This is a genomic window from Janthinobacterium sp. BHSEK (assembly GCF_056174685.1).
Map to the genome: position 1 here is coordinate 1 of NZ_JBWBYV010000258.1, position 626 is coordinate 626.

Annotated in this window: 1 protein-coding gene; it reads right to left on the minus strand. The window is 57.2% G+C overall.

Annotated features, from left to right (window positions below; genetic code table 11):
* The coding region (locus tag AC0V2Y_RS28915) for a DUF4194 domain-containing protein (RefSeq protein WP_475418491.1) at positions 1 to 465 on the minus strand (465 nt) is incomplete at its 3' end.
* Positions 466 to 626: the final 161 nt, after the last annotated feature.

The window sequence follows — 626 nt, forward strand, 5'->3', positions numbered from 1 at the left end:
GCCCCAGCGCTTAGCTGCGCGCAGCATCTCGCGCAATTCGCTTTTCGACGATGGGAATGCCCGCGTAGTGAGTAGACGGTATTTTTCTTCTAGCTCTACGAGATCGCAGACCACCTCGCCGGACTCGCTGATATCTTTGCCTTGGCGCATCGCCTCATCGTAAATCTGGCGCAGCAGCAGCGCAAAGATGGTTTGTCCCGTATGGATGGAGCCGGGCTTGGCGTAGCGAGGCAAGGCGCAGGCATAGCGCAAGGCCCGCTCGACGTGCAAATCCATACCTAGCGCGGACAACGCCCCTTTCAGGTCGCGCTCAAAACCGGCGATAATCTGGTAGTCGCGCTTGCTTTTGCGGTCACTGTAATAGAGCACCTGTTCGGTCACTAAGCGGTACAGGGCCGCTTCGATTTCCTCATTGGTGGCCAATCCCTCGCTGCGTTCAGCCAATGTCTGCCAGTGTTTGTTCATGATGTTTTCCTTAGTATGCGGCGCACAACTCCAAATGTTGCACCACTGATGAACAGATGCTCCTCTTCGGTGTCGCCCATTGGTGTGACGATAAAGCCGGGCGTCTGCGAGCGCGCGGCCTGTTTGACTGCCACATCCCCGGCGCGCAAGTGGAAAGCGAT